Origin of the sequence: Polaribacter haliotis (genome assembly GCF_014784055.1) — a bacterium.
Taxonomy (GTDB): Bacteria; Bacteroidota; Bacteroidia; order Flavobacteriales; family Flavobacteriaceae; genus Polaribacter; species Polaribacter haliotis.
In genome coordinates this window covers 631821-653906 of record NZ_CP061813.1, presented here as the reverse complement: position 1 = coordinate 653906, position 22086 = coordinate 631821, and the positions used below count along the sequence as shown (strand labels likewise).

Sequence of the window (22086 nt, the reverse complement as noted above, 5' to 3'; positions counted from 1 at the left end):
TTTGAAACGTGTTATTACTCTTGCTTGAGATTGCTTGAGTTTGCTTCGTGCCTCGCAATGACTAACTCGCAATGTGTTATCAAGCATAAACAACCAACAATACACCCATGATTTAAAAGAAGTTTTTTGTTGTAATAATTCAACTAAAAGACCTTCTAAAACAACAAAAGAATTATTTTTGCATTCAAATATTATTACGAATGCAAGAAAGAAGTTTACAACGAATTTCACTTTCAACCTATTTTTTACTGTCTGGTATTTGTTTTTCTTCTTGGGCATCAAGAATTCCAACTATAAAAGACAATTTCAACTTTAGTGAAGAGCAATTAGGAAATATGCTAATGATACTGCCAGCAAGTGCTGTTATTGGTATTCCGCTTTCTGGTTGGTTGGTCTCAAAATACGATAGTAGAATACCACAACAATTTGCCTATGTGTTTTTTGCGATATCGCTTTTATTAATTGGTTTTGCAACAAGTTTGCCCTTACTTATTTTTGCATTGTTTCTATTTGCGGTAAGTTTAAGAATCTTAAACATCTCTATAAATACACAATCTATTTCTTTACAGGAAAAATTTGAAAAACGGATTGTTGGTGCTTTTCATGGTTTGTGGAGTATTGGTGGAGTAGTAGGTGTTTTATTTACCACCTTAATGTTACAACTAAACATTTCTATTCAAGTCCATTTTTTAATAGTTGCTGTATTTACATTGCTTACTATTTTTGTTGCATACCCATATTTAATAAAAAACGACAAGGCCAAAGGAGGCAATAAATTTAAGTTAGAAAAGCCAAACAAATACATTATGCTATTAGGCTTTATGGTATTTCTTGCGGCCATTTGTGAAGGGGGAATGTACGATTGGAATGGCGTTTACTTTAAAGATGTGGTAAAAGAAGAAGTTTTTACCTACGGATATTTACTTTTTATGGTTTGCATGTCTATATATCGATTAACAATAGACAGCCTAATTGATTATTTTGGAATGAAAAAATTATATTTTTTAAGTTCCTTTTTAATAATGACTGGAGTTTCAATTGCGATATTAATTCCTGAATTCTGGCCTGCATTAATAGGGTTTTGTTTGGTAGGAATAGGAGTTTCTGGGCTGTTTCCTATGACCTTTATATTGGCAGGTAAAGCAAAAAAATATTCCACAGGAATCGTTATTTCCATCATAGGAACCTATTCTACAGTGGGCATGTTTTTAGGGCCACCTTTAATTGGGTATTTAGCAGCGTATTTTGGTTTGCAAAAAGCGTTTATCGTATTTATAATTGGTGGATTTCTTTTTATTCCATTAACCCTAAGTGTATTCAATCATTTAAAAAAACATTTAGAATAATCAAATACTGGATTCTACAAAATTGTAATTAACACTTGTTAACGAATTTTAAAACACCCCAGTAACAATGTTTATTGTCTTTATGAGATTTTGTGGGATATTTTACATATTAGAGAATTATAGCTATCAAATAAATCTAGCACTTAATTAAGCCGTAATTTCTTTTAACATAATATCTATCGATATAAACCTAAAGGTGTTACATCTGATATTATGTATAAATAGCCTGAAAAACGGCTATACAGAAATCATAAGATAAATGGACTATAATTTACATTATGTTAAGTAGGTTTTTTAAAGAGAGTATTAAATACCCTCTCTTTTTATATTATAAACATCTTATTTAATTACTTCTATGCCACGAGTTCTAGTACGAATTCGAATAGCGTCTTCTACGTGGTAAACAAATTACATTTTTTGTGTATAAAAATTATAATCTTTTAATACGGTTTCTATAAATGCAGCATCACTTTTATGCTTAGAAACAATTCCTGTAACTTCTTGTATTTTAGAACGGAGTTTTATTTGGGTCTTATAGTCGTTAAATTTCTTTGCACTTTTAAAGGTGTCTTTTATAATACGAACGTCGTTATCCGATAATTGAATAACATTTGGGTAAGTTGGTATATATTCATTTTCTAGATTCATTAAAATGGTATCAGAAAATTTTACTTCGTCTTTTAAATAAATTACGACTGTATTTGCAATAATATCTCCAAAACGCTGATTCTTCTTTGTAAAAATAATGAGTAATAAGCCTACTAATTTTCCGAAAATAAAGAGCAATCCTATAATAAGATCTTCATTAGGCACATCTACAGAATAAATATAAACCGCAATTAGAATAAACAAATTAAAATCTACGATTCTAAGAAACCAACGCATTATATAGTCGGAAATGCTGGGCTTAAATCCGTCTTCGTTAATTACTTTAATTTTAAGCAACTTTTTTCCAATGGTTTGTCCGTCTAATAAAATTTCGGTGTATAAAGAATAAAATGTTACAGGAATTAAAACCAAGACACTAATTGCTTGCACAGTCCAATTATCGCCATTAAAGACTTTTTCGAGCGCAGCAAAATCAAAAACGGTGTACACAATGTACAAGTAAGCAAACTTAAAAACATTGTCTGCAGTAAATGCCAACAAGCGCATACCAACATTGGCAACCCTAAATTTGATGTTTACATTTTGTGCTGTTTTTATTTGGAGTGTTTTCATGCAATGGTTAAATTCGCTCTTAATGAGAGAGGTCGCTTTTATAAAGCAAAATAAAGAAAAATGGCTCGAATTTGAACAAGTAATTTCAAATAAAAAGAAAAAAAGTCCAGACGACATAGCCAACCTGCATATAAAAATCATGAACGATTTGGTATATGCGCAAACCTATTATCCTAAAAGCAAAGTTACTTCTTATCTTAATAAATTGGCTAAGAGTAGTTTCGATAAAGTTTATCATGCTAAAAGAAGAGACCAGAATGTGTTTTTATATTTCTTTTTTGATAAAGTACCACTACTCGCCTACCAATACAGAAAATACATTTATTTGTCTTTTGCCTTCTTTTTTATCTGTTTTTTTATTGGATTGCTCTCTACTTTTAATGATGAAAGTTTTGCAAGACAAATATTAGGAAACGAATATGTAGACCAAACCATCGAAAATATAGAAAGTGGAGATGCTATGGCTATTTATAAAGGAGGAAGCAACTGGGGTACATTTATTGGAATTTACAACCACAACCAAAGAATTGGTTTAAATATGTTCTTATCTGGCTTGTTTTTAGGATTGGGAACAGGATATTATATTGTGGTAAATGCGATTATGGTGGCTGTTTTTCAAGCTTTTTTCTATCAATATAATAGTTTGTTTGACAGTTTAAAGGGAATATGGATTCATGGAACCTACGAAATATTCGGAATTATTATTGAAGCAGCCACTGGTTATATTATTGGTGCAAGTATTTTATTTCCAGGTACTTTAAAACGTTTCGAGTCTTTTAAAAAAGGAGTTAGAGATGCATTTTATATATTTATAAGTACCATTCCGTTTACGTTAGCAGCGGCATTTTTAGAAGGGTATGTAACCAGGTATTCCAATACAATGCCTACGATTTTTTGTTTTGCAATTATTTTCTTTAGTCTAGGAACCATTGGTTATTATTATTTAATACTGCCTTTTAAAGTGGCCAAAAAACACCAATTGCGCTAATGAAAAACATTGTTTTACTCCTTTTTTGTGTGCTGTTTTCTGGAATAACAATTTCTCAGGAAACTGAAAAAGATTCCATAGAAGTTGTACAAGATTCTATAAAAGATTCGAAGCCAGTTGTAAAAGATTCCACAATTTATATAAAATCGATTGAGTATTCAGAAAAAAGGGAATTTACAGACAATTTAAAGACCAAATATTCTGATAAAGATTTTATTTACACAGAAGAACCTGAAAAAGAAAAAAACGACTCCCCTCCTATGAATTTAGGTTTTTTAAGAGCGTTTGTTTCTTTTCTAAAAGTAGTATTTCCATTTTTATTGGGAGGTTTTATCATTTTTGTTATTCTTAAAATTGCTTTAGGGTCAGAAATTGGTTTTTGGAACATAAAAAAAGGAAAAAAGAAAACTACAGAGAAACTTATTTATGAAGATGAAGATATCCATGAAATAGATTTAGAAGTTCTATTAAAACAAGCAATTGCAAATGTTAATTATAGGCTTGCCATTCGCTATTATTACTTATCTGTTTTAAAAGTATTATCAAATAAAAAACTCATTGATTATCACAAAGAAAAAACAAATTCAGAATATACTTTTGAGCTAGAAAACAAAGAGTTAAGGGAACAATTTTCTTACCTTTCTTATGTTTATACCTATGTTTGGTATGGAGAATTTGCAATAGACAAAGCAAATTTCGAAAATGTACAGCAGAAATACGAATCGTTTAAAAACAAGGTTGGCAAATGATAAAATTCACGTACATAAAATATAGCTCCTTTTTAGTATTTTTTGTCTTATTTGCAAGCTGTAAAAAAACGAATTGGCGAGAAAACTTTCGAGAGAAAGAGAAAAGTCCGTTTGGAAATTACATTATTTCAAAAGAAGCCACCAATCTATTTCCAAAAGAAAAAATAACCTTTTTAGACGAAAATATTTACGATTTTTTATTGTTTGATAATCCTGAGGATTCTACAACAACTCGAAATTATATATTGATAAAGCACAGTGCTTACCATCAAACAAAAGAAGGTACAGACGAGTTGTTAGACTTTGTATCGCAAGGAAATTCGGCATTTATAGCCTTAAACTTTTTTAGCGAAAGATTTAAAGAAGCGTTAGAATTTACCACCAATAATTTAGATGAAAATGTTTGGAGTATACATGCCTTAAAGAAATTGGAAGGTGAATTCTATCTAAAAAATACTGATTTTGGTACAGAAGCTTTCAAATTTGATAGAAATATCCGTAGAAATTATTTTCTACAATATAGTGATACAAAAACGAAAGTTTTAGGAACCACAGTTGTAGGTGGAGAACAAGTACCAAATTTTATAAAAGTATATCATGGAAAAGGCGCTTTTTACTTGCATACAAACCCAATTGTTTTTACAAATTACTATATGTTGAGTAATAAAGATGCATATACAGCAAACCTTCTCTCCTATTTACCAAATAATGAAGTTTTATGGGATACTCACATAAAATCGAGCAAATATTCTAATAATAATAGAAAGCAACCTTCGGTTTTTAAATTCTTTTTACAGCATCCAACTCTTACCTGGTTTTTAGTTGTTTCTTTAGTTGGGTTATTGTTGTTTATGCTCTTTAATGCTAGAAGAAAACAACGTGCAATCCCAGAAATTGCACCCTTAAAAAATACCACTGTAGAATTTACACAAACGATTGCCAATTTGTATTTGAATGAAAAAGATCATAAAAATTTAATCGACAAGAAAATTGCATATTTTTTGGAGAAAGTCCGTTCTAAATACTTGATAAATACCAATAATTTAAATGAAGATTTTATTAATAAATTAGCAACAAAATCTGGCAACGAACTTCAGAGAACAAAATACTTAATCAATACTATTATCACTTTAAATAAAAGAGCAGAATGTTCTGAGGAAGAGTTAATTGGGTTGCATAAAATGATAGAAAATTTCTTTAATAAATAATATATGGAAACACAAAACAACGAACAAACTCCCGATAAAATTGAGTTTGAAAACAGAATCGATTTAAAGGAATTACAAGAGAATGTTTTTCTGATAAAACAACAATTGAAAAAAGTAATTGTGGGTCAGAAAGATATGTTAGATCTCCTTTTGGTGGCACTGCTTTCAGACGGGCATGTTTTAATTGAAGGAGTTCCAGGAGTTGCAAAAACCATTACAGCAAAACTACTTTCTAAGACGATTGCTGTCGATTTTAGTAGAATACAGTTTACACCAGATTTAATGCCATCGGATATTTTGGGTACTTCTGTTTACAACTTACAAACCACAGAGTTTGAGTTTAAAAAAGGGCCAATTTTCTCGAATATGATTTTAATTGATGAAATTAATCGTGCTCCAGCAAAAACACAAGCAGCTTTGTTTGAGGTAATGGAAGAAAAACAAGTAACAATCGATGGTTCCACCTATAAAATGGACGAACCTTTTATTGTATTGGCTACCCAAAATCCAATCGAACAAGAAGGAACATATCGTTTGCCAGAAGCGCAATTAGATCGTTTTTTATTCAAAATTAATGTTGAATACCCAAATGCTGCAGAAGAATTTGAAATCATTTTAAAAGAACAAGCGCTATTAAATACAACCAAAATAAGTAAGATAGAAACTGTTATTTCAGCTTCAAAAATTATGGAATTTAGAGGTTTGGTGAATCAGATTACCATTGAAGAAAATCTATTAAAATACATCGCAAATATTGTGGTGAACACGCGTTCTAATTCATTTTTATATTTAGGAGCTTCTCCAAGAGCTAGTATTGCTATTTTAGGGGCTTCCAAAGCTTTTGCAGCAATTGAAGGAAGAGATTTTGTAACGCCAGAAGATATTAAAAGAGCAGCAATTCCTGTTTTACAACACAGAGTAATTGTAACACCAGAAAGAGAAATGGAAGGTTTAACTAGCAAACAAATTATAGAACAAATTATTGAAGCAGTAGAGATTCCACGTTAGTTTTTAAGTAGGCAGTATTCAGTCTGCAGTATTCAGTCTGCAGTTGGCAGTCGCAGTTTGCAGTAGCAGTAGCAGTAGCAGTAAAAAACAAAAAACTTTACGTCTTTGCTATTTTGCGAGAGGAAAAAGAGTTGCAATCGCAATTAACAATTACACGATTAAACAATTAAACATTTATACAACAAATTGAAGCATTTTTACAAAACTTTATTTCTTCACAATAAATTCTTCTATTATTTAGGAGGAATTGCAGTACTATTTGTATTCGGTTTTTTTGTGCCTATCTTTTTTGAAGTTTCTAAAGTGTTACTGTTTGTGCTTTGTTTTTTAGTTTTTGTTGATTTGTTTCTTCTATATAAAACTAAAAAAGGAGTTGCAATCACTCGTTTTTTACCAGAAAGATTGTCTAATGGAGATGAAAATAAAATTACATTAAAGATTGACAATCATTATTCTTTTAAAACACATATTTCAATTATTGAAGAATTGCCTTTTCAGTTCCAAAAAAGAGATTTTATTTTTCCATTGACTTTAACTTCAAAAGAAGAAAAAAACCTTCACTACAATTTAAAGCCAACAGAAAGAGGTGTTTATAATTTTGGTAATATTAATGCTTATGTGAATTCACCTTTGCAATTAGTTACTAAAAAATATATTTTAGGCGAAGAAAAAGTATTAAAATGCTACCCTTCTTTCTTAAAGCTAAGAGATTTTGATATTACTTCTTTTACGAATCAATCCATTTCTTATGGAACGAAGAAAATAAGAAGAATTGGACATTCTTTAGAGTTTGAGCAAATTAAAGAGTATGTTTCTGGAGATGATATTAGAACGCTAAATTGGAAAGCAACTGCGAAAAGTAACCAATTAATGGTAAACCAATATGTAGAAGAAAAATCGCAACCTGTGTATTCGATTATAGACAAAGGACGTGCAATGCAAATGCAATTTAACGAATTAAGTTTGTTAGATTACGCTATAAATGCAACCTTGGCCATAAGTAATGTAATTTTAAAAAAGCAAGACAAGGCTGGTATGTTAACGTTTTCTAAGAAATTAGAAGATTGGATTGTTGCTGAAAAACGCAGCTCACAAATGTCTTTAATTTCAGAAACGCTCCACAACATAAAAACCGACTTTTCAGAATCCGATTTTAGTACATTATATTCCGTTATTAAAAGAAAAATAACTCATAGAAGTTTACTTATTATCTACACAAACTTCGAAACTATGGATGGTTTAAATAGGCAACTTACCTATTTACGTGCGTTGGCAAAAAACCATTTAGTTTTGGTTGTTTTCTTTAAAAATACAGAATTACAGACTTTAATTAATACGAAAGCAAATAACATCCAAGATGTTTATGATAGTATTATTGCAGAAAAATTTATGTACGAAAAAATTAGTATTGTAAACGAATTAAAGAAATACGGAATACAATCTGTGCTAACTTCCCCAGAAAATCTAACAGGAGATACCATTAATAAATACTTGGAATTAAAAGCGAGAGGGCTTTTTTAATTTAAATAACAACTATAAATAACTTAAAAAAAGTAGATGCCACTAAATATGGAATTATTGTGGGTAGTGTATTAGGCCCTATTTTATACTTTAAATTTGGTTTTATTTTTGGCTGGATAGGATGTTTAATACTCAATTTTATTTTAAAAAAATTTGGAGGTTTAGGTCTTGAATTTGAAAAATCTGGTTTCGAAATTACATCAATAGGTAAAGAGTAATCTAAAACCTTTATAAACTATTTCTTTTTAAATACATATTCTTTCCATTTACCATCATAAGAAATTGTAGATCTGTGGGTGCTATTTATATTTAAAGAACTTCTTTTATTGGAAAATAATGTAAGTGTTACATTGTAATTTTCGGTATTCTCATTTAAAGAATATTTTAAAATATAGGCATTTTTTTTGCTATTATAAGTTTTAGAAAATTCTTTAGGTTTCCCTTCAAACTTAACTCCACTATCTGAATTGTAACCACCAGAAATTTGTCTCTGCCCATAATAAGGCAAATCCATATGGATACTATCTCCGTTAATTCTAAAAAAATTAGGATTTCCCATTAAATCTATATTGCTCATATTACTTCCTCTAGGCAATAAATTTTCAATTCCTCTTATATTATTAATTCCTCCTGTTGGTCTTGCCCAATTAAAGTTTACTTCAATTTTTTTATTGTTTACGATTTCTTTTAAATCGTTTATTTCTGATGGTGTTGCTGTATTTTTAGTACCTGCACAGCTCATAAAAATGACTAAAAAACTTAAAATTGCTATTCTCATAATTTTATAATTTACTTACAGTTATTGTTCTAATTTACAAAATTCACTTTAAAAAACATTTAAAGATATCACAAATTAAGTCTTATTTTTGAAAACCAAAAACAACCAATGAATATAACAATCATTTTTGAAGATGAACACATCTTATGCGTGAGTAAACCAAATAATATGTTGGTGCATCATGCACACCATTCTAGAAATGTTTCCGAAGAAACTTCTTTGCTACAATATATAATGGATGAAAAAGGATTGAAAGTATATCCGATTCATAGATTAGACAGAAAAACATCTGGTATCATATTATTGGCCAAGGAAAAAGGATTTGTCTCTAAGTTTCAAGAATTATTTACCAATAACGAAATTGAAAAAACATATTATGGAATTGTTCGTGGTTTTGCTCCAGACGAAAAAACAATAGATTCCCCAGTAAAAGGAAGAGATGCAAACGTACATAAAGAAGCTTTAACGTATTTAAAAACAATAGAAAAAGTTACTTTAGAAATCCCTGTAAAACCTTACGATTCTTCACGATATAGTTTGGTAGAATTAAAACCCAAAACAGGTAGAATGCACCAGTTGAGAGTACATGCAAATAAAATTAGCAACCCTTTAATTGGCGACCCAAAATATGGCGATAAAAACCATAATATTATGTTTGAAGAAAATTTTAATTGCGCCAACATGTTTTTACATGCTGGTAGACTAGAATTTACACATCCTTTTTCATTAGAAAAATTGGTTTTAAAAGCGAGCTTTCCAAAAGATTGGATTTCTTTATTTGAAAAATTTTCTTGGGTGAATCCATTAGAATTATAACAAAGAGTTTCCAAACAAGTCTAGCCCAGATTGTAGCATTTGTTTGAGCTCTTTTTTCTATTTCAGAAAAAAAGCGAGTGCGAAAAGCTGGAAATAGCTCCAAAAAATAAAACTAATTTTACTGCTCAATAGATTCAGATCGAAAACCAATTAATTCTCCAGCTTCAAATGTTGGTGATATTTCTATGGGATTGCAACAAACTTCGCAATCTTCGATATAGGTTTGATTTTGAACACTCGCATCTAAAATCATAGAAATCTCTTCCCAACAATAGGGACATTGAAAAAAATGTTCCTGCTCCACTACTCTATAACTTTTAATACTAATTTTCCATTTTTTTCGCCGGAAAATAATCTATTATAAGTTTCTTGGAAATTTTCGATACCCTCGTAAATATCTTCTCTCGATTTTAATTTACCTTCTTGTAACCAAGTGCCCATTTGTTTTGCAGCTTCTCCAAAATCTTTGGTATAATCCATTACAACCATTCCTTGCATTGTAGAACGTGTAACCAATAAAGACAAGTAATTACTTGGTCCGTCGATTTTGTGTTTGTTATTATATTGCGAAATGGCACCACAAATAACCACCTTTGCATGCATTCTTAGCTTGCTTAATGCTGCATCTAAAATTACACCACCAACATTATCGAAAAATACATCTATACCTTTTGGACATTTCTTTTTTAAGGCTGAGTATATATTTTCGTTTTTATAATCGATTGCTTCGTCGAAACCCAATTCGTTTTTAATATAATTGCACTTTTCTTTACCACCAGCAATTCCAATTACTGTACAGCCTTTAATTTTTGCAATTTGTCCAACTATAGACCCAACTGCTCCTGCTGCCCCAGAAACTAAAACAATATCGCCTTCTTTTATTTTTCCTACTTCTAAAATTCCGAAATAAGCAGTCATTCCTGGCATACCTAAGGTTCCTAAATACATTGGCATAGAAGCTAATTTTTCGTCCACTTTGTACCATCCATCTCCATTCGAAACGGAATATTGTTGTACTCCTCCCCAACTTGTAACACAATCTCCAATTTCAAACTTAGGGTTGTTGTTATTCTTAATTACTTTTCCAATAGCTCCAGAACGCATTACATGGCCTAATTCTACAGGAGGAATGTAAGATTTTGTGTCATTCATCCAACCACGCATTGCTGGATCTAATGAGATATAATGATGCTGAATTAAAATTTCTCCTTCCTCTAAAGTAGGGATTGTGTTTTCTTCTAATTCCCATGTGTTTTCGTCTGGAAAACCTTTAGGTCTATTTTTTAGGGTGATTTGTTTGTTCTTCATAAATAGTATTAATATTTATAAAAATAATGTTTTTACTTTATTGAAAAAAGTGAAAATCAGAATTTTATATTTAATTTATGAATGTGTGTTTTTAGAAAGTTGAAATTTTAAGTATGGTCTCGACTGAATTCGACAAGAGAAATTATAAAGTTTATAAGCAAAAATTAATAATTTAAAAGTTTATCAATTGCCTTTTCTAATCGATTTTTGCCTAAATATTCTTTTTCTAAACCTGGTTGAAATGGTATTGGTGTTTCTAAACTTGCGACTCTTTTAACAGGCGCGTCTAAAAACTCAAAACAATTTTCGTTGATTAATGCAGAAATATCGCTTGCAATTCCTCCAAAAAGTGAGTCTTCTTGTACAATTAGAGCTTTTCCTGTTTTTTTTACAGATTTGTAAATCGTTTCTACATCTAAAGGTTGTAATGTTCTTAAATCGATTACGTCTGCAGAAACATTTTTATTTTCTAAATGATCTAAAACCCAATGAATTCCAGCTCCATAACTAATAATTGTAATTTGCTTTCCTTCTTTTAAAAGTGCTGCTTTACCTATTTCTGTTGTAAAATAATTTTCAGAAACTTCTTGATAAACAGATCTATACAAAGCTTTGTGTTCGAAAAATAAAACAGGATTTGGATCGTTTATCGCTTCAATTAATAAGCCTTTTGCATCTAGAGGAAATGCAGGATAAACAACTTTTAAACCCGGTGTTTTTGTAAACCAAGCCTCGTTTGTTTGACTATGAAATGGCCCAGCTCCTACACCTGCTCCACAAGGCATTCTAACAACAACATCTGCTTTTTCGTTCCATCTATAATGAGATTTTGCTAATAAATTTACAATCGGGTTAAAACCTGAAGAAACAAAGTCTGCAAACTGCATTTCTACAACAGCTTTCATTCCATTTACAGACAAACCATAAGCTGCAGAAACAATGGCAGATTCGCATATTGGTGTATTTCTAACACGCTCTTTTCCAAATTTTTCTACAAAACCATCTGTAATTTTAAAAACACCTCCATATTCTGCAACATCTTGTCCCATAATTACCAAATTTTCGTATTTTTCCATAGATTGATACAAACCTTCAGAAACAGCATCTATTAAACGAATGTTTTTCTTTTCTATTGATGGAGAAATTGCTTTATAATCGTAGTTTTTATAAACATCATTAAGTTCAATTTCTGCATTAGAAACAATATCTTCTTCTGCATATGCAGTATCTAAACCATCGTTAATTTCCTTAATAATTTCTTGTTTATAAGAACTTTCGATTTCTTCTGTTAGAATATTTTCTTCTTTCAAAAATAATTGGAAATTTTCTAAAGGATCTTTTGCTCTCCACAAGTCTAGCAAATTTTGAGGAACGTATTTTGTTCCACTTGCTTCCTCATGACCTCGCATTCGAAATGTTTTAAATTCCAATAAAATAGGACGTGGTTTCTCGCGAACACTTTTTGCAATTTCGGTTACTTTCGAAAATACTTCCAGAATATTATTGCCATCAATTATATAACTTTCCATTCCATATCCAATTCCTTTATCTGCAATATTCTCGCAATTAAATTGCTCGGAAGTTGGTGTAGATAAACCATAACCATTGTTTTCTACACAAAATAAAACTGGCAAGCTCCATACTGAAGCAACATTTAAAGCTTCATGAAAATCACCTTCACTTGTACCACCTTCACCTGTAAAAACTGCGCAAAGTTTGTTATTATTTTTTAGTTTGTTCGCAAGTGCAATTCCGTCTGCGATACCCAATTGAGGCCCTAAATGCGAAATCATTCCAACGATATTGTATTCTTGTGTTCCAAAATGAAAACTACGATCTCTGCCTTTGGTAAAACCACTTTTTTTTCCTTGCCATTGTGCAAATAAACGATGTAAAGGAATTTCTCTTGTAGTAAAAACTCCTAAATTTCTGTGCATTGGTAAAATATACTCATCCCCATACAAAGCAGAAGTAACTCCCACAGAAATTGCTTCTTGCCCTATTCCAGAAAACCATTTAGAAATTTTACCTTGACGTAATAGAATTAACATTTTTTCCTCAATTAAACGAGGTTTTAGCATGTTTTTATACAATTCTAATAATTTGCTTTTATCGATAGAATTTATATTATAGATAATTTTATCACTCATAAAATAGATATTTCGTAATCAAAACAAACTTACAGATAAAGAAGTGTAATCCATAAAAAAATCTCTATCATTTTATTGATAGAGATTTTTACTAAATTTTATTTGTTGAAATACGCCTATAATTCTTTAAAAATAGCATGCATCATTCTTTTCTTATCGTTGATACTTTCCTCTAAAGCAATCATTGTTTCTGTTCTATTTACTCCAGGAACATCATCTATTTGATAAATAATGTCTTTTGCATCGTTTGTTCCTTTTGCTCTTACTTTACAGAAAATATTGTATTTACCAGCAGTTACATAAGCTACAGTTACGTTTGGTATTGCTCTTAAATTTTCGATAACACTCTGTGTCATAGAGGTTTTTTCTAAATAAACACCAACATGAGCAATAAAAGAATAGCCCATTTTTTCGTAGTTTAATGTTAATGTAGAACCTTGAATAATACCTTCGTCTTCCATTTTTTTAACACGAACGTGAATGGTTCCTGCAGAAACTAATAACTGTTTTGCAATGTCCGTAAAAGGTGTTCTTGCATTTTCAATTAAGATATCTAAAATCTGGTGGTCGATTTCGTCTAAAATAAACTTCTTCATATATTATGTATTATTCAATTAATAGTGCAAATTTATGAATAAAATTTAATTGAACAATAAAATTAATGAGAAATGTCTAAACTTTTTTGCTTTCGAAAACGATTTCGGAGTGTCCTATATTAGATTTCAACACTTTTTCTTCTACTTTTACCAATTTTGAAACTAATTTATCATTCACAATTAAATCTTGATATTGATATGCGACATCATCTTTAGAATCTGGATATCTATGAATTACATCGTAGAAAATTTTATCGTTATTAGGTATTGAAAAGTACTCCTTATAAGTATTAAAATTAATGGCAGTTGCAATATGATAAATTCCTTGTAAAATTGAAAAGAACGTATATTTTCTGCTCTCTTCTCTTATATAATCGTTTGGAAAATGCCCAGATTCAATTAAAATGGTATTAAAACCTAATTTCTGGAAGTTGTCGCCAGTTGCTGTAGGATAAAATTCGTCTGTATATCTGCCTACATAATTAGGTATTATGTTTTGTAGCATTTTATTCATGGCTACAATTACATTCATAGTTTCTGTTCTGCCTTTTGTTAAAGCTCTGGTTTCTTCTTCTGAAGGTGCTAAAAAGGAAATGGTTGCAGGATTTTTAGTGCCTTCCACATTAAAAATAGTTCTTTGATCGTGCAAGTTGAAACAAAATTGCGGATTGAATTCCTCTAAAATCTTACGTAATAACTTGCTTTCTTTTGCTTTTCTATCGACTGCATCTCTGTTTAAATCGATATTATTTGCATTTATTCTTGTGTAGGCTTGTGCTCCATCTGGATTTAACATCGGAATAAAAATCAATGTACATTCTTTTAAAATTATTGAAAGTTCGTCTTTATTACTATTTAAAAAACAATTGAATACATCGAATAATGCTTTGGTTCCTGTGCTTTCGTTTCCATGCATTTGCGACCACAGCAAAATTTTCTTAGAGCCTGTTCCGATTTTTAATTGCAGAATTGGTCTTTCTTCTTCGGAAGTTCCAATTTGTTTTACTTCGAAAATTGCTTGGTATTTTTTAAAAAGATTTTCGATGTCTTTATACGTAATCCATTTTCCAGAAAGAGTACTTTCTTTTTCTGTTTGATAAATAGATGCTAAAAATTCGGTGGCTAATATCTTCATTATATACGAACAAAATTATAACGTAAAAGTACTGTATTCACAATTGTAATCAAACTAAAATGTTACAATTGTAAATTGTAAACATGTTACAAATGTAAATTACAAATTTACAACAATTTGTTACTTATGTAAACTTATGTTTTTCCATTCGTTACAAAATACAATCAGCTTAATTGATGAAATAAATATTATCTATTTATAAGAATTAAATTATTGAATTTTAGTATATTATGTAAGTTATTTAAAGCAATTAATTAAAGTATTTTTTTCAACTTATATTAAGAAACTAAACTTTAACATTGTAATTAAATATAGTTGTTTTACATTTGTAATACGTAAAAAAGTTACAATGATAAACAGTGTTGAATTTACTGAAAGATTAAAAAAAGTGATGGAATACCACCAATTATCTGCTTCTACTTTTGCAGATAAAATAGGTGTGCAACGTTCCAGTATTTCACATATTTTGTCTGGAAGAAATAAACCGAGTCTAGATTTTATTTTAAAAGTAACTTCCGAATTTTTAGATGTAGATATTCATTGGTTGTTAAATGGAAAAGGAAATTATCCTAAAATAGTAGACACGACTTCTACTCCATCTCCTTCTTTATTTGAAGATTCTAAACCTGTTTTAGGAAAAAGAATTCAAAGAATTGTTGTATTTTATGATGATGGTACCTTTGCTGAATACAAGAAATAAGAAATATTTTGATTTTGTAGATTTAAAATATTTTCAACAACAAAATATTATATGGAATTCTAATTCCTGCTTAAAAACTGAGTGTTAAGTTTGTTATTGAATAAGTTTCGCCATTGATTCTTTAATAATAGCGACGTTTTTAACTTTATTAGAGTTTGTAGATTTCTCTTGGTCTTGCACCATTGTTCGCATTAAATTGATCACAACCTTATCAAAATTAAAGCTTTTGTACTGATTTCCTTTTACAACCATATCTAAAACCAAATTCTGTATGGCTTCAGTATCATTACTCTTAGAAATCTTCTTAAAAGCTCTTTGATATAGTGCTTTTGTAGTATCATCTCCAAATAAAAACATACCAGAAACTACACTTTTAGCGATAAATGGCAACTCTGTATCGTCATTAGATTCAATAAATATTTGTGTTAATGGTGTTGCTAGAATTTTACGAACTTCATCTGGTAATTCTTTAGACTTTTTAAATGCCAGAGGTTTATCCACATAATATAGTGCCACCAAAGCTTTTCCTAAAACTGCATACGATTTACTTTCCAACGCATTTAATAAAATAGGTTTCATTTCAGGATCTATTAGTTTCCCTAAGGTTTCTATTGCACTTGCTTGCACTAATGTTTTTGGATCTGAAGTTGCTAATTGTTTAATTTTTTCAATTGCATTTTTCTTTGAAGATTTGTTAATTAAATCTACATTTTCTAATGCTAAAATTCTAATTTTATAAGCAGGATCGTCCATTGCCTCTACAACAGCATTAAAAGCATTTTTTTCTTCTTGCTTTTTGGCAACTTCCAATAAAGCTTCTCTCCTATGTGCAAATAATTGTGCGTTTTTCAATTGAAAAATATAATCACTCAGCACTTTATTTTCGTTGATTTCACACAACAAAACACCATCTGCATTTACTTGTATTAAAGTAGGTTGCTTATTAAAAGGAAATGTAAAAGAAGCATCATTTCCATCTACAAAAACGTTATGTCTTGTTCTTTTGGTTCCTTCGAAAACATCAATAGCAAAAGGGAATTGAAATGTTTCTGCTTGTTGTTGAAGAATGTTTACAGTTACTGTTTTTCTTATTAAATTATAATCGTAAGAAATTTCGATATCTGGATGCCCTTTTCCAAAAAACCACTGATTAAAAAACCAGTTTAAATCTTTTCCTGTAATTTCTTCAAAAACTAATCTCAATTGATGCGCTTCTGCAGTTTGGTATTTATATCTCGTTAAATATGCTTTTAAACTTGCAAAGAAAGCTTCGTCTCCAACATAATTTCGTAACATGTGTAAAATAGCACCACCTTTATTATAGCTTACTAAATCGAACATATCTTCTTTATCGTCATAATTATAACGAATTAAACTTTTGTCACTATTCTGGCCTTCGAAATACAAGTTCGCATTTTCGAATTGATACATTTCTACATCTTCTTTTCCATATTTATGAGCTCTCCAAAGATATTCGCTATAATTGGCAAAAGATTCGTTTAAAGCCAAATTACTCCAGCTTTCGGAAGTAACTAAATCGCCAAACCAATGATGAAACAATTCGTGAGCAATTGTATTTTCTTGTTTGTTTTCGTCTATTAATTGTCCTGCAGTTTGGTATGCTTGTTCTCCATGAACTACTGCTGTTGTATTTTCCATGGCTCCAGAAACGTAATCTCTCACCACAATTTGGCTGTATTTACTCCAAGGAAATTCTACGCCTAATTTATCTGAGAAAAACTGTATCATTTCTGGTGTGTTTCCAAAAATTTCTTTTGCAAAAGGTGCGTATTCTTTTTCTACATAATAATTAACAGGAATGTTTTTATAGGTGTCTTCGATTATTTCAAACTCACCAACTCCAAGAAAGAATAAATATGGAGCGTGTTTTTTGTCGAATTTCCAATAATCGGTTCTGTTGTTTCCGTTTTTTGTTTGGTTGATTAACAAACCATTGGAAAGTGTTTTGTATTTATTAGGGACTGTTATGTAAATTTCTTGTGATGTTTTTTGGTTTGGAGCATCTATTGTTGGAAACCAACAGCTACTGCCTTCGGTTTCACCTTGGGTCCAAACTTGGGTTGGTTTGTTCCTGTCTACTCCATTTGCATTGATATAATACAAACCTTTAGAAGCAGAAATAATATTAGTCACTTTATCTTTCACCTTTTCTGGACGCGCTGTATATGCTATATAAACTGTAAACTCTTCGTCTTTTGTGTAGGTTTTTGGTAAATCTATATTTAAATAAAAATCGTCGTTTGTAAAGTTTAATTTTTGATTATTAAGAGTTACTTGTTTAATAACCATCGCTTTTGCGTCTAAAACAAGTTTGTTTGTGCTATAAAAATGTGGTTTTAGTGTGATCCAAGCTTCTCCATTTAATTCTTTTTTATTGAAATTAAGGTCTACTTTTAATTTTGTGTGTACTAAATCGTGAATTTTCTCTCTCTCTGCTTTGTAATCAGTTGAATTCTGAGCAAAACTAAAACTAACAATAAATAGAAAAATATATAAAAGGGATTTTTGAATCTTCATAAAAATAATTTACTTCTGTAAGAAATCAAAAATAGTAAATAAAGGTAGTTTTGTTGTTAATGCGTCGTTAAATTCGATATTAACTTATAAATTTTAAAAACTTAAGATAAGTTGGCAAGTAATTTTAGCCCAGATTGAAGCATTTGTTTGAGCTCTTTTTTCTTTTTTCAGAAAAAAAGCGAGTGCTGAAAGCTGGAAATAGCTCCTAAAAAAAATGATATCTTTTTGAAACGAAAAAACCTCAATTTCTAATGAAACTGAGGTTTATAATAAAATTTTAAAAAGTTTATCTTCCTTTAAAAATGTTTGCAAATTGTTCTAAAGAAGCATTATCTTCATCTAATTTAACGCTGTTTAGCATTTCAATTACTTTGGCTGGATTCATATCATCTCCTAACAAACGTGCAACTCCTACTCCATTTTTGTCTCCATAACCGAAAACAATTACTTCGTCTAAAGAGTCTGTATCTCCAGTATAATATACCTTCATATTCATTCCCTTCATTTTCATAGTCATAAGATTTTTATAATCTTCGCTAGAAAAAATATTTTTTAAAGTCGCTTTTTCTTTTTGATAAGTTGCTTCATTATCAGCAGTTTTAATTAAATAAGCAACATTAATTTTTTTAATGCTTTTTATGGTTTCTTTTACATCGTCAGAAACATCTGTTTTTGCAGTTAATAAAGAGCTTATTGGTAAATCTCCTGAAATAAAACCTTCTTTTTCTGGAACGTCTACTAAATATTGTTGAAGTGATTTTTCATTTTTACAAGAACTTGCAAAAACAACCAAAAACAACAAAGTACATATTGTGGTTAATTTTCTCATTGTGTATTTTTTTATGAACTTGTAGCACTTATCTAATAAATACTACAAGTTTTAGTTTTGTAATTGGGAAAATAAAAATTACTTTTTATTCTTTCCGTTTGTAAATGTATCTGCTAAGTCAGACATTTTATTAATGTCTATATTTCCTGTTAAAGAAACAATCATCGCTTCAGACATACCATTTGTTTTTTTGTCAACTCCTTTAATAAACATTAAAACCTCACTAACGTAATCTTTGTTTTTTGTGGTTTTAACGTAGATTTTAATACGAGAATCGTCTTCTTTAATACGCATTAATTCTGTTAAGTTCTGTTTTTTAATAGAACTATTTACCATTGTTTCCATTTTATTGGCAATTGTTTTATCGTCGGAAGAAAACATTCTAAATTCTTTTAAATCTTTAATCATTTCAAAGACTTGCATAACTTCGTTGCTTTTAGAATCTTTCGGTTGAAACTTGTTTAAAAGTTCGAAAGCATCTTTGGAAACAACGACCATGTCTACTCCATTCATATCTTCTAACGAGTCAAAAAACGACTGTGCGCTTGTTGCTATTGGTGCAACTACGAACGCTAATAATATTATTAATTTTTTCATAATTTCTCTTGTTTACTTGGTTTTACTAATTGTTACTTGGTTTATTTTAATATTTTTTTTACAGTATTTTCATAAGTATATAAAGTTGCGACTGCGTTTTCTCCTTTTTTTAGGTTTGTAGAAAGTAGTTCTAGTCCTTTACTTACTTGTGCATAAATTTTTTCTGCTTCTTTTCTTTGTTGATGTTCGTCATATTTGTGTTTCCCAACAAATACACTAAACAATAATAATACAGATGCTGCAACAGACAACCATTTAAAGTTTTTCTTATTCGATTTCTTAGGTTCTAACTTTATGGTTTTCGTGTATTTCTCATCTTTAGCGGATGCAAAATAATTAAACATATAAGCATACTCTTGCAAATGAGGTGCCACAATTCCTTCTTTAAAATAGTTTTTTAAGGTTGTTTCTTCCTGCAAAGTAGTTTCTGCATTTAAATATTTTTCTACTAATTTTTCTATGTTAGCTAACTCCATAGTTGTGTTTTTTTATTAATTCTTCTCTTATTGTTTTTCTCGCTCTAGATAATGCAACTCTTACTGCTGTTGGCTTCATATCTACCATTTTACAAATCTCTTCAAAATCGTATTCTTCTATATCTCTAAGTTGAATAATAATTTTTTGTTGTTCTGGTAAATTTTCAATCAATTTGTGTACTTGGTTTACACTGTCTTGATGTTCCAATTTTTTATCTAAAGACGTATCTTTTTCTTTATAATTACTGTGTACCAATGTTAAATTACTTGCTTGTTTCGATTTTAAACGATCGTAACAATAATTCTTGGTCATTGTCATTGCAAATGCTTCAACATTTTTATAGTCGGCGATTTTTTCTTTGCTTTTCCACAATTTAAAAAACAGTTCTTGTGTAGCATCCTCAGCTTCTTCTGTAGAAACTAACAATCTTTTTGCTAAACGAAAGACCTTGTCTTTAAATGGCAAAACAACTTTTAAAAAGTCTGACTGGTTCATTTATTGGTTGATTTATTGTGCAAATCCTTCTCTTTACTCCTTTCTTATTTTTGGATCTACATTATTACGACGAGTCACAATTTATTTTGTTACACGATATTTTAAAAATAATACTATTTATGTTTAAATTGCGTTAAATTTAGTACAGAAACTATATCTATTATTAATGAAAAACTATATAAAAGCTTTTTATATTTTCCTATTAGCAATTTCTTTTGCACAATGTTCTAAAGAATATAAGGTTCCAAATGATTTGATTGTACAAGATTTTGTATGGAAAGGATTGAATGCGTATTATTTACATCAAGACGAAATTGAAGATTTATCTGATAGACGTTTTAATTCGGACATTCAATTAAATAATTATTTAAGTTCTTTTTTAGATTATAATGAATTGTTTTCGTCTTTATTAATTGTAAATGATACAAAATCTACATTAATAGAAGATTATAATGTTCTATTAGAAGATGTTCCTCCAAGAACGGCTATTACAAATGGAATGGAGTTTGGAATAATTGCTGAAGAAGGAAGCCCAGAAAATGTTATAGGATATGTAACACACATTTTACCAAGTTCTAATGCCTCAACAAAAAGTATTGAGCGTGGAGAATTTTTTAATGCTGTTAACGGTTTGCAATTAACAAGAACAAACTTCAACAATTTATTATTGGGTGGTGCAGATACATTTATTTTAAATATGGTAGATTTCGATGGAAATACTGTTACTCCAAATGCAAAAACAGTTTCGTTAACCAGAGAAGATTATACATATTCTACAACTTTTAAAGAAAAAACAATTTCAATTGGAGCAGATAACGTTGGTTATTTAATGTATAACAACAATTTTTCTAAAAATTACATAGACCAATTAAATACTACTTTTTTAGATTTTAAAAATAATAATGTAAACGAACTTGTTTTAGATTTACGTTATAATATAGGTACAGGAAGTTTTGTAAGAGATATGGCTAAATTGGCAAGTCTAATAGCAGGTCAGTTTCCGGATGAAACTTTTATAAAAGAAAAATGGAATTCGAAAGCACAACCTTGGTTTGAACAAAATCAGCCAGATTCTTTGGTTACGAAATTTCCTTCAAAATTAAATGTGAATACAGATTTTAATAGTCTTAATTTAACAGATGTTTATATTATATTAAATGGAGATAATTTTTCTGGTTCTTCTACAATTGAATTATTAGTAAATAGTCTAAAACCTTATATAAATGTACATTTAATTGGTGCACAAACTGCTGGAAATAACACAGGTTCTATAACTTTATATAATTCTGATGACTACGATTTTGGAAACAGAAACATGTCTCACACAGTAGCTTTACAACCAATTGTGTTAAGTTTCTATAATAAAAACGACCAAACTTATGAAAATGGATTTATACCCAACATAAATTTGTGCCCAAATGAAGATATTTTAAACCTTGGAGTTCTTGGAGAAAGATCAGATCCTATATTAGATCGTGTATTAACTTATGTTACTTCTGGAAATACTGGCACTAATGTTGTTTGTAATCCTAATAATTACGAGTACCTTTATAATTCTATTAATGCCCAAAGAGAAATAGATAAAGGTATTTTTATAAAACAAAATTTACCAAATACAAATTAATA

The 22086-nt window shown here is 29.7% G+C and carries 21 protein-coding genes; 9 read left to right on the top strand and 12 right to left on the bottom strand.

The genetic code is table 11. From position 1 onward, the window contains the following. Nucleotides 1-200 precede the first annotated feature (200 nt). The gene (locus H9I45_RS02565; protein ID WP_088353503.1) at nt 201-1346 is read left to right on the top strand and encodes an MFS transporter; all 1146 of its coding nucleotides are present in this window, start codon (nt 201-203) and stop codon (nt 1344-1346) included. 408 nt (nt 1347-1754) lie between these two features. Here the strand turns inward: H9I45_RS02565 and H9I45_RS02560 are convergent, their stop codons facing one another. After that, entirely contained in the window at nt 1755-2567 is an 813-nt protein-coding gene (locus H9I45_RS02560; protein ID WP_088353504.1) for an RDD family protein, read from the bottom strand. Nucleotides 2568-2589: 22 nt separating this feature from the next. Here H9I45_RS02560 and H9I45_RS02555 point away from each other — a divergent pair, with 22 nt between their 5' ends. From H9I45_RS02555 to H9I45_RS02535, 5 genes are all read left to right on the top strand, one after another. Beyond that, nucleotides 2590-3555, top strand: coding sequence for a stage II sporulation protein M (locus H9I45_RS02555; RefSeq protein ID WP_088353742.1), 966 nt, complete (start codon nt 2590-2592; stop codon nt 3553-3555). Then, nucleotides 3555-4304: a DUF4129 domain-containing protein gene (locus tag H9I45_RS02550; RefSeq protein WP_088353505.1), complete on the top strand. Its 750-nt coding sequence runs from the start codon at nt 3555-3557 to the stop codon at nt 4302-4304. Before H9I45_RS02555 ends, H9I45_RS02550 begins: the two co-directional genes overlap by 1 nt. Beyond that, nucleotides 4301-5512, top strand: a complete 1212-nt coding sequence (locus H9I45_RS02545) for a DUF4350 domain-containing protein (protein ID WP_088353506.1) — start codon at nt 4301-4303, stop codon at nt 5510-5512. The genes H9I45_RS02550 and H9I45_RS02545 overlap by 4 nt, the downstream gene beginning before the upstream one ends. A gap of 3 nt (nt 5513-5515) precedes the next feature. After that, on the top strand, nt 5516-6520 hold the full coding sequence (locus H9I45_RS02540) for an AAA family ATPase (RefSeq protein WP_088353507.1): 1005 nt from the start codon (nt 5516-5518) through the stop codon (nt 6518-6520). Between the two features lie 186 nt (nt 6521-6706). Next, nucleotides 6707-8041: a DUF58 domain-containing protein gene (locus H9I45_RS02535; RefSeq protein ID WP_088353508.1), complete on the top strand. Its 1335-nt coding sequence runs from the start codon at nt 6707-6709 to the stop codon at nt 8039-8041. A 235-nt stretch (nt 8042-8276) separates the two neighbouring features. On the opposite strand, the gene H9I45_RS02530 is transcribed toward H9I45_RS02535, so the two are convergent. Further along, on the bottom strand, nt 8277-8819 hold the full coding sequence (locus tag H9I45_RS02530; protein WP_088353509.1) for a DUF4251 domain-containing protein: 543 nt from the start codon (nt 8817-8819) through the stop codon (nt 8277-8279). Nucleotides 8820-8927: 108 nt separating this feature from the next. On the opposite strand from H9I45_RS02530, the gene H9I45_RS02525 reads away from it, so the two are divergent. Next, nucleotides 8928-9635 (top strand): pseudouridine synthase, encoded by a 708-nt coding sequence (locus tag H9I45_RS02525; protein ID WP_088353510.1) that lies wholly within the window; start codon nt 8928-8930, stop codon nt 9633-9635. A gap of 118 nt (nt 9636-9753) precedes the next feature. On the opposite strand, the gene H9I45_RS02520 is transcribed toward H9I45_RS02525, so the two are convergent. The 5 genes from H9I45_RS02520 to H9I45_RS02500 form a co-directional block, all read right to left on the bottom strand. Continuing rightward, nucleotides 9754-9939, bottom strand: a complete 186-nt coding sequence (locus H9I45_RS02520) for a CPXCG motif-containing cysteine-rich protein (RefSeq protein ID WP_228455023.1) — start codon at nt 9937-9939, stop codon at nt 9754-9756. Beyond that, nucleotides 9939-10943 carry an NADP-dependent oxidoreductase gene (locus H9I45_RS02515; RefSeq protein ID WP_088353512.1) on the bottom strand — a complete coding sequence of 335 codons (1005 nt, stop codon included), beginning with the start codon at nt 10941-10943 and terminating at the stop codon, nt 9939-9941. Before H9I45_RS02515 ends, H9I45_RS02520 begins: the two co-directional genes overlap by 1 nt. A 164-nt stretch (nt 10944-11107) precedes the next feature. Further along, nucleotides 11108-13093, bottom strand: coding sequence for an alpha-ketoacid dehydrogenase subunit alpha/beta (locus H9I45_RS02510; protein ID WP_088353513.1), 1986 nt, complete (start codon nt 13091-13093; stop codon nt 11108-11110). A 116-nt stretch (nt 13094-13209) separates the two neighbouring features. Next, on the bottom strand, nt 13210-13689 hold the full coding sequence (locus H9I45_RS02505) for an Lrp/AsnC family transcriptional regulator (protein WP_088353514.1): 480 nt from the start codon (nt 13687-13689) through the stop codon (nt 13210-13212). A gap of 76 nt (nt 13690-13765) precedes the next feature. After that, entirely contained in the window at nt 13766-14824 is a 1059-nt protein-coding gene (locus H9I45_RS02500; RefSeq protein ID WP_088353515.1) for a M14 family zinc carboxypeptidase, read from the bottom strand. Between the two features lie 349 nt (nt 14825-15173). Here H9I45_RS02500 and H9I45_RS02495 point away from each other — a divergent pair, with 349 nt between their 5' ends. Next, nucleotides 15174-15524 carry a helix-turn-helix domain-containing protein gene (locus tag H9I45_RS02495; protein ID WP_088353516.1) on the top strand — a complete coding sequence of 117 codons (351 nt, stop codon included), beginning with the start codon at nt 15174-15176 and terminating at the stop codon, nt 15522-15524. A 93-nt stretch (nt 15525-15617) separates the two neighbouring features. Here the strand turns inward: H9I45_RS02495 and H9I45_RS02490 are convergent, their stop codons facing one another. From H9I45_RS02490 to H9I45_RS02470, 5 genes are all read right to left on the bottom strand, one after another. Then, nucleotides 15618-18062, bottom strand: coding sequence for a M1 family aminopeptidase (locus H9I45_RS02490; RefSeq protein WP_088353517.1), 2445 nt, complete (start codon nt 18060-18062; stop codon nt 15618-15620). 286 nt (nt 18063-18348) lie between these two features. Beyond that, nucleotides 18349-18891, bottom strand: a complete 543-nt coding sequence (locus H9I45_RS02485) for a GFO_1091 family lipoprotein (protein ID WP_088353518.1) — start codon at nt 18889-18891, stop codon at nt 18349-18351. Nucleotides 18892-18969: 78 nt separating this feature from the next. After that, nucleotides 18970-19488: a GFO_1090 family protein gene (locus H9I45_RS02480; RefSeq protein ID WP_088353519.1), complete on the bottom strand. Its 519-nt coding sequence runs from the start codon at nt 19486-19488 to the stop codon at nt 18970-18972. A 41-nt stretch (nt 19489-19529) separates the two neighbouring features. Then, a complete protein-coding gene (locus H9I45_RS02475) occupies nt 19530-19964 on the bottom strand; it encodes a PG0215 family putative anti-sigma factor (protein ID WP_088353520.1) in 435 nt (144 codons plus the stop codon). Next, the gene (locus H9I45_RS02470; protein WP_088353521.1) at nt 19951-20460 is read right to left on the bottom strand and encodes a GFO_1088 family ECF-type sigma factor; all 510 of its coding nucleotides are present in this window, start codon (nt 20458-20460) and stop codon (nt 19951-19953) included. The genes H9I45_RS02475 and H9I45_RS02470 overlap by 14 nt, the downstream gene beginning before the upstream one ends. Nucleotides 20461-20626: 166 nt before the next feature. Here H9I45_RS02470 and H9I45_RS02465 point away from each other — a divergent pair, with 166 nt between their 5' ends. Beyond that, on the top strand, nt 20627-22084 hold the full coding sequence (locus tag H9I45_RS02465) for a S41 family peptidase (protein WP_088353522.1): 1458 nt from the start codon (nt 20627-20629) through the stop codon (nt 22082-22084). Nucleotides 22085-22086 lie beyond the last annotated feature (2 nt).